This is a genomic window from Kitasatospora sp. NPDC004799, assembly GCF_040609095.1.
Lineage (GTDB): Bacteria > Actinomycetota > Actinomycetes > Streptomycetales > Streptomycetaceae > Kitasatospora.
The window spans coordinates 1-7,203 of the sequence record NZ_JBEXJK010000403.1; the positions used below are offsets into that span (position 1 = coordinate 1).

A 7,203-nucleotide genomic window follows, 5' to 3' on the forward strand; every position below is an offset into this window, starting at 1 on the left:
ACTAAACAAAAACCATTCCAGCGCTTGCTATTTTGGCGGTTTTGCGTGTGGTTTCACGTGGTGTGCTTCACCGCTTGGGGGGGGGCACCGGCATCCTCGCCGGTGCACCGGGTCCGCCGGTATCCGAGTTTCCTGGGAAACCCGAGAGCCCCTCAGGCCGGGAGGTGGGCGGCCACCAGGGCGGCGAACTCCTCGGGGGCGAGGATGCGGATGCCCAGCTCCTCGGCCTTGGCGCGCTTGGAGCCGGCCTTCTCGCCCGCGACCAGCAGGGTGGTGCGCTTGGAGACCGAGGAGGAGGCCTTGCCCCCGGCGCGCTCGATCAGCTCGTTCATCTGGTTGCGGGAGAGGTCGGCCAGCGCGCCGGTCATGGAGCCGGTGACGACGACGGCCTCACCGGCCAGCGGCCCGCCCTCGCCACCCTCGGCGTCACCGCCGCTCTCCCCCGCCGCGGCGGCGGCCGGGGCCGTGACGGCGGTGCCCACGCCCAGGTCGGCGAGGCGGTCCAACAGCGGGGCCAGGTCGGCGAGTTCGGCGGCGACGACGCGGGCCTTCTCGGCGCCGATGCCGTCCACGCCGGCCAGGGTCTCGGCGTCGGCGGCCCGGATCGCCGCCATGGAGCCGAAGTGCGCGGCGATCCGGCGGGACATGGTCCGTCCGGTGCCGCGGATGCCCAGCGCGCAGAAGACCCGGTTGAGCGGTTGGCTGCGGGCGGTGGCGATCGCGGCGAGCAGGTTGTCGGCGCTGGTCTCCCCCATCCGCTCCAGGGTGAGCAGCTGCTCGCGGGTGAGGGTGAACAGGTCGGCGAGGTCGGCGACCAGGCCGGCCTCGACGAGCTGGACGGCGCGGGTGCCGCCGAGGCCCTCGATGTCGAGCTGGTCGCGGCCGGCCGCGTACAGGACGGAGGCGACGGCCTGGCAGTCGCGGCCGCGCACGCAGCGCCAGCGCTGCTCGCCGGTGTCGATGGCGTCGCCGCAGCGCGGGCACGCCTCGGGGAAGGCGATCGGCTGCTCGGCCCCGGTGCGGGCGTCGAGCACCGGCGCCTCCACCCGGGGGATCACGTCGCCGGCGCGGTAGACGAAGACCTGGTCGCCGATCATCAGTCCGCGCCGTTCGATGTCGGCGGGGTTGTGCAGGGTCGCGAAGGTGACGGTGACGCCGTCGATCACCACGGGTTCCAGCACCGCGCGCGGGGCGATGATCCCGGTGCGTCCGACGTTCCACTCCACCCCGAGCAGCCGGGTGACCTTGTGCTGGGCGGCCAGCTTGCGGGCCACCGCCCAGCGCGGGGCGCGCGAGCCGGAGCCGGCCTCGGTGCGGTCGGCGGCGAGGTCGGCCTTGACCACCACGCCGTCGATGCCGAAGGGCAGTTCGGCGCGCAGCGCGGCGATCTCCTCGATGCGCTGCTGGACCTCCGGCAGGCCCGCGCAGTGCCGGGGGCGGGCGGCGGTGGTGGCGGCGGTGTTGGCGCCGAGGCGGGCGAGGTGCTCCAGCAGGGCGCTGTGGTCGAGGCCCTCGGGGCCGACGGCGTCGTAGGCGAAGAAGGTCAGGTCGATCCGGTAGGGGCGGTCCTTGGCCCGCAGGGTGCCGGCGGCGCCGCTGCGGGGGTGGGCGAAGGGGGTGGCGCCGTGCTCGGTGCGCACCCGGTTGGCGTGCTCGAACTGCTCCTGGGTGAGCAGGACTTCGCCGCGCAGTTCGATGTCGGCGGGCTCGGTGAGTTCGGCGGGCAGGCCGAGGACGGCGTCGGCGGCGTGGGTGATGTCCTCGCCGGCGAGGCCGTCGCCGCGGGTGATCACCTGCTGCAGGCGCCCGGCGCGGTAGCGGGCGGCGACGGCGAGGCCGTCGAGCTTGGGCTCCACGCACCAGGCGGCGACCGGCCGGCCCAGGCGCCGCTCCAGCCCGGCGGCCCAGGACTCCAGCTCCTCGGCGGAGAACACGTTGTCCAGCGAGAGCATCGGCGCGCTGTGCGGGACGTCGCCGCTCGCGGCGCCGCCGGCCACCTTGCCGGTCGGCGAGTCGGGCAGCGCCTGGCCGGGGTGGGCGCTCTCGTAGGCGGCGATGGACCGCAGCAGGGCGTCGTACTCGTCGTCCCCGAGCGGGGTGGAGCCGTCGGCGTAGTACGCGGCGGCGGCCCGTACGGCGGTGGCGACGGCGTCGGCGTACGCGGACGGGGAGGACAGCGGGGCTGCGGTGGCGGTCATATGAAAATCATGGCGCCCGGCACTGACATCGGGCCGGGGCCCGTCGGCGGACCGGTGCTGGAGGCGGGTCAGTACTGGAGGAGGGTGCAGCCCCAGTGCATGCCGCGCCCCATGCCGGCCAGGGCGATCAGGTCGCCGTCGGCGAAGTGCCCGGCGGCGCGGTGGTACTGGAGGTCGAGGATGTGGTCCGCGGCCCCGAAGTGGCCCCGCTCCAGGGAGATGTCGAGGTTGGTGCGCTCCACGGGGACGCCGAGCCGGTCGGCCAGCTTGGTCAGGGTGGCGAGGTTGTCGTTGGTCAGCACCACCCTGGCCAGGTCCGGCACGGAGGCGCCGATCCGCTTGCAGGCCTGGGCCACCACCTGGCACACCCGCTCGCCCATCAGGCCGACGAACTCCTGGAAGCGCTCGGTGTCGTAGTCGAAGTACTCCATCAGGTCCCAGGCGTCGCGGGCCGGGTCGGGCGCCCGGCCGCCGCGGAAGGGGGCGGCGGCCCCGCCCTGCTCCATCCGGAACAGGTCGGCGTAGCGGCCGTCGCTGATCACCTCGCTGGCCCGCCAGCGCAGCCGGGGGTGGCCGCGCCCGGCCACCGTCGCGCCGGCGCCGTCGGAGAACAGCAGCGCGTTGGTGTACATCCGGTTCCAGTACGGCTCGCAGGTGCGGTTCGCCCCGACCACCAGCGCCCGCTGGTACTCGGGGTGGGTGGCGAAGCGCCCGGCGACCAGGTCGAAGCAGCTGATCCCGCCGACGCAGGCCTGGGTGAGCAGGACCGCCTCGGCGCGGTGGGCGCCGATGCGGTCCTGGAGGCTGGCGGCCGGGTCCCAGTACAGGTACTCGGGGATGTCGGTGATCGCGAGGACCACCAGGTCCAGTTCGGCGGGGTCGGTGCCCGCTTCGTCCAGGGCCGCCCGGGCGGCGTCGACGGCCAGGTCGGTGAGCCCGACCCCGTCCGGGCTGCGGTGGACGGTGCGGTAGCCGTAACCCCGGATGCGGTCGAGGTCCCCGGTGTACTGCGCGGCCACGTCCTCGACGGCGACGGGCTCCCCGAGCGCCGATCCGAAGGACATCAGTCCGTAGTCCACGTGCTCGCCCCTTCCGGCCGCGCCGGAGGAGTTCGTCGTCGAACGTCCGCGTCCCGGCCCGGCCTGACGCCCCGTCAGGCTATACACCCCCGAGCAGCCCTGACCAGCACCGACACCGCCGCCCTCGCCGTACGGACGGACCGCGGGAGTGGCGGCACCCTGCGTGGCGACGGTGGCGCTCGTGCAACGAGGAGAATCCGATCTCGCGGCGCCGCAGTTCGCCGACCATGTTCACCCCGCGTTCGGGTCAGCTCGGCCGGTCGTTGCCCCGGTAGAGGTGGGTGCCGGCGACGACGACCTGGCGGTCGGGGTCGGGGTGGGCGTCGAGCTCGTCGGCGGCGCGGTAGCCGAGGACCGCGCTGGTGCGGGTCGATCCGCCGCTGTTCGCACCGACGGTGTGGAAGACGGTGCCGTCGAGGAGCAGGACGCCGCCGGCCGGGACCGGCACCGGGACGGCCTGGTCGGCGAGCTCGGCGAGTTCGAGGTGCTCGTCCATCCACGTGCCGCCGCCGTCGGGCTGTGGGACACCGACGTAGGGCGCGTGGTGGGAGCCGGGGACGATCCAGGTGCAGCCGCTCTCCACGGTGGCGTCCTCGAAGTAGACGACGGCGGTCAGCAGGCCGCGGGTCGGCTGCAGGATGTCGCGGTGCAGCCGCACCTCCTGGGCGCCGGGCGCGTTCAACGAGCCCTGGTTGTGCCGGTTGAGGACGTGGACCACGTTCGGGCCGAGCAGCGCGATGAGCGGCCCGGTCAAGGCGGGGTGGGCGACGAGCCGGTGCATCAGGGCCCGGTCGTTCTGGTAGAGCCGGTAGACCTTGGCCTGCCCTGCGGGCAGGCGGGCGGCGCGGGTCCGGACCACGGCGGCCACCTCATCGAGGAGGTCGCGGGGCAGGCCGGGGTCGGGCAGGCGCAGGTAGCCGAGGTCGCGGAAGTGGCGGGCCTGCTGCCCGGTCAGCGCGGGCAGGGTGGTGGTGGGCAAGGTGACCGATCCCCTTTCAGGCGGTGCGGCCGAAGGCGGCCAGGCGGTCGGGAGTGCCCAGGTCGGGGGCCGGGGTGCGGATGTCGTAGGCGCCGACCGGCTGGCCCTGGCTGATCGCCCAGGGCATGAACTGTCGGTACAGGTCCGCCTCGGCCGGGTGGGTCAGGCGCCGGGCGTAGTCCTCGAACAGGGCCCGGAACGGACCGGGAGTCAGGATGACGGCGCCGGTGCTGGTGGCCTGCCGGAGCTGGTGCCGGCTGTCGGCGGGCAGGGTGGCGTTGACGCCTTCCAGGGCGTGAACGACGAACGCGCTGTCGGCGTCGAGGAAGAGTCGGCCCGCGTTCTGCGCGCTTCGGCCGGGCGCGGTGGTGACGGTCCAGGTCACTGCGGCCGAGCCGGCGCGGTGGGTGGCCACTGCGGAGGGCGCCAGGGTGAACGGGAAGAGGGTGTCGGCGGGCAGCACCACCGCGGCCGGGGTGTCGGTCAGGTCCGCCAGGGCGGCGTAGGCGGCGCCGGCGGTGCCGAGCGGGTGGTCCTCGCGGTGGACGGTCAGCTCCACCTGCCGGGCAGCGTGGGTGAGGGCGTAGGTCTCGACGGCTTCGGCGCCGGTCGCGGGGTCGGTGCTGGTGAGCACGGCGATGCGGCGGAAGCCGACGGCGGCGAGCTGGGTGAGGGCGTGGCCGAGCATGGGGGTGCGGCCGACGGGGGTGTCGATGGGCACCAGCACCTTCGGCGTGGCCTGGAGCTCGGGGTCCGTGGCGGCCCGCAGCCGGCTGCCCTTGCCGCCGGCCAGGACCAGGGCGACGGAGCGGGCGGGCAGGGAGACGAGGGTGCTGGTGTAGTAGCGGGCGGTGGTGTCGGTGGTGCTCCGTTCGGTCACGGGGTCCTCCCAGGGGTGGGCGGGTGAGCTGGGGGCCGGGCCCGCCCGCCCTGTCCGGGGTCACAGGAGCCCTAGGCGGTCCAGGGCGAGGTAGGCGGCGGCGGTGTCGGTCAGCTCGCCCCTGCGGAGCACGGTGGCGCGGAACTCGGGCAGGGGGAGGGTGACGACGTCGATGAACTCGGTGCGCTCCGGAGTCGGCTCGGCGACCTTGACGCAGTTGGTGGCGTAGAAGGCGATGCGCAGGGCGTTGGAGTAGGCGTCGTGCCAGTACGGTCCGGCGGCGTGGACCTCGCCCCGGTAGCCGGTTTCCTCCAGCAGTTCCCGTGCGATGGCATCGGCTGCCTGCTCGCCGGGTTCGATGAAACCGCCCGGGAGTTCGTGCAGCACGCGTGCGGGGCCGGGCCGGTACTGGCGGGCGAGGATGACGTGCTGGTCGCCGGTGAGGGCGAGCACCGCGCCGGCCGGGCGCTCGCGCTTGAGGTAGAACTCCTCCTTCCGTCCGTCGGGCAGCTCGAAGTCGACACGGTCCACGGACCTGCCGAACTTGCTGAATACGGTGGTGCGTTCGATCTCGCGCCACGACGCGGCGGTGTCGGTCGTCATGGGCAGGACTGTACGGCTGTGGCCGGGCCCGAGGTGCCGGTTCCGGCGCCTGTCGGTGGCAGGCTCCTGGTGGCGGGTGGGGCACATCCAGGAGACCACCGGATCGGGTGACATCCACAGGGCAGATCGGTGGGCAGTCCGCGCGGTGCTCGCTACGCTGAATCCCCTCCCTGAACCGAGAGTTGGGGGTGGCTCGCCGTGGTGAACGCGCTGTTCAGGAGCACACGGCTTGCTCGGGGCCTGACGCAGCGCCAGGTCGCCGAGCAGGTGCGAACCCTGGTCGAGGCGGCGACCGGGCGGGAATCGTCGTTTGACGCCGGCTACGTCTCGCGCATAGAACGTGGCCTCATCACCTGGCCGCACGAGCACTACCGGCAGGCCCTCTGCCTGGTCCTGGGTGCGGGAACGACCGCCGAGCTGGGCCTGGTCGCCAAGCAGGTCCACCACGATCACCCCGATGAGGTGAGTGACTCGAACCGCCGAGACGTCCTCGCCGCCGCGCTGGCCGCCCTGCTGCCGGCCCGGCCGCTCACCCACCTGCGCAAGGGCGATGTCACCGCGATCGCCGAGCGCACCGGCGTGCTGGAGCACTGGGATCGGCAGTCCGGTGGGCGGGCCGTCCGCGAGTTCGCACTGCGCGAGCTGCACGCCGCCATCGACCTCACCAAGGCATCCACCACCCCCGCCGTACGAGGCGCGCTGCTCGGCGCGATCGCCCGACTGGCGAACCTGACCGCCTGGTCGAGCTTCGACGCCGGCCTGTACGACGAGGCCCGCCCGCTGTTCCAGCTCGGCCTGACCGCCGGCCGCGAGCACGGCGACCGCGGCCTGCTGTGCCACCTCGCCACCAACGCCGCCCGCCAGGAGATCCACCTGCGCCGCCCGGGTCAGGCCCTGCTCCTGGCCGGGCAGGTCGACGGGCGCCTGCCCGCCGCCGCGCGGGCGATGCTCGCCGCCGTCACAGCCCAGGCCCACGCCCTGACCGGTGACGAACGGCAGGCGGCCCGGCACCTGCTGGCCGCCGAGCGCACCTACGAGCGCGTCACCGATCTCGCCGCCGGGCCGGCCTGGACCCGGACCATCACCGCCGCCAAGGTCGGCAGCGACACCGGTTTCGCCCTCTACCTGCTGTCCACCGCCACCGGCCACCACAACGCCCAGGTCGTCGCCGACCTGCGCCGGGCCGCCGGGGTCGACACCACCCAGCCCCGGGCACGGGCGATGGCAACCGCCCGTCTGGCCACCGTGCTCTACCGCCGGGGCGAGCGCACCGAAGCCAACCACCACGCCGCCCAGGCCGCCGCGCTCGCGGTGACCGTCGGCTCCGCCCGCCTGACCTCCGCCCTCACCGACATGCACCAGGCGGCCGGCGCGCCGGCCGCCTGGTGGACCGGGAGTTCGTCGACCGGCGGACCTCGGGCTTCGAGCGGGCGCGCGAGGCGGCGATGGCCCACTGGCCCGACC

General features: G+C 74.2%; 6 protein-coding genes. 1 reads left to right on the plus strand and 5 read right to left on the minus strand.

The window, feature by feature from the left end; translation table 11 throughout:
- Positions 1-152: 152 nt before the first annotated feature.
- The 5 genes from ligA to ABZW03_RS33700 form a co-directional block, all read right to left on the minus strand.
- Positions 153-2,198, minus strand: coding sequence for an NAD-dependent DNA ligase LigA (ligA, locus tag ABZW03_RS33680; RefSeq protein WP_355266965.1), 2,046 nt, complete (start codon positions 2,196-2,198; stop codon positions 153-155).
- Between the two features lie 68 nt (positions 2,199-2,266).
- Positions 2,267-3,277 carry a 3-oxoacyl-[acyl-carrier-protein] synthase III C-terminal domain-containing protein gene (locus tag ABZW03_RS33685; RefSeq protein ID WP_355266968.1) on the minus strand — a complete coding sequence of 337 codons (1,011 nt, stop codon included), beginning with the start codon at positions 3,275-3,277 and terminating at the stop codon, positions 2,267-2,269.
- A 247-nt stretch (positions 3,278-3,524) separates the two neighbouring features.
- Positions 3,525-4,256 carry a phytanoyl-CoA dioxygenase family protein gene (locus ABZW03_RS33690; RefSeq protein WP_355266971.1) on the minus strand — a complete coding sequence of 244 codons (732 nt, stop codon included), beginning with the start codon at positions 4,254-4,256 and terminating at the stop codon, positions 3,525-3,527.
- 16 nt (positions 4,257-4,272) lie between these two features.
- Positions 4,273-5,136, minus strand: coding sequence for a sugar phosphate nucleotidyltransferase (locus ABZW03_RS33695; protein WP_355266974.1), 864 nt, complete (start codon positions 5,134-5,136; stop codon positions 4,273-4,275).
- Between the two features lie 60 nt (positions 5,137-5,196).
- Entirely contained in the window at positions 5,197-5,739 is a 543-nt protein-coding gene (locus ABZW03_RS33700; RefSeq protein WP_355266977.1) for an NUDIX hydrolase, read from the minus strand.
- Positions 5,740-6,006: 267 nt separating this feature from the next.
- Between ABZW03_RS33700 and ABZW03_RS33705 the strand changes: the two genes are divergently transcribed.
- On the plus strand, positions 6,007-7,203 hold a 1,197-nt coding region (locus tag ABZW03_RS33705), incomplete at its 3' end, for a hypothetical protein (RefSeq protein ID WP_355266980.1).

Coding starts and splice junctions, on each gene's coding strand:
- ligA (WP_355266965.1), bottom strand. CDS start 2,198: ATGACCGCCACCGCAGCCCCGCTGTCCTCCCCGTCCGCGTACGCCGAC.
- ABZW03_RS33700 (WP_355266977.1), bottom strand. CDS start 5,739: ATGACGACCGACACCGCCGCGTCGTGGCGCGAGATCGAACGCACCACC.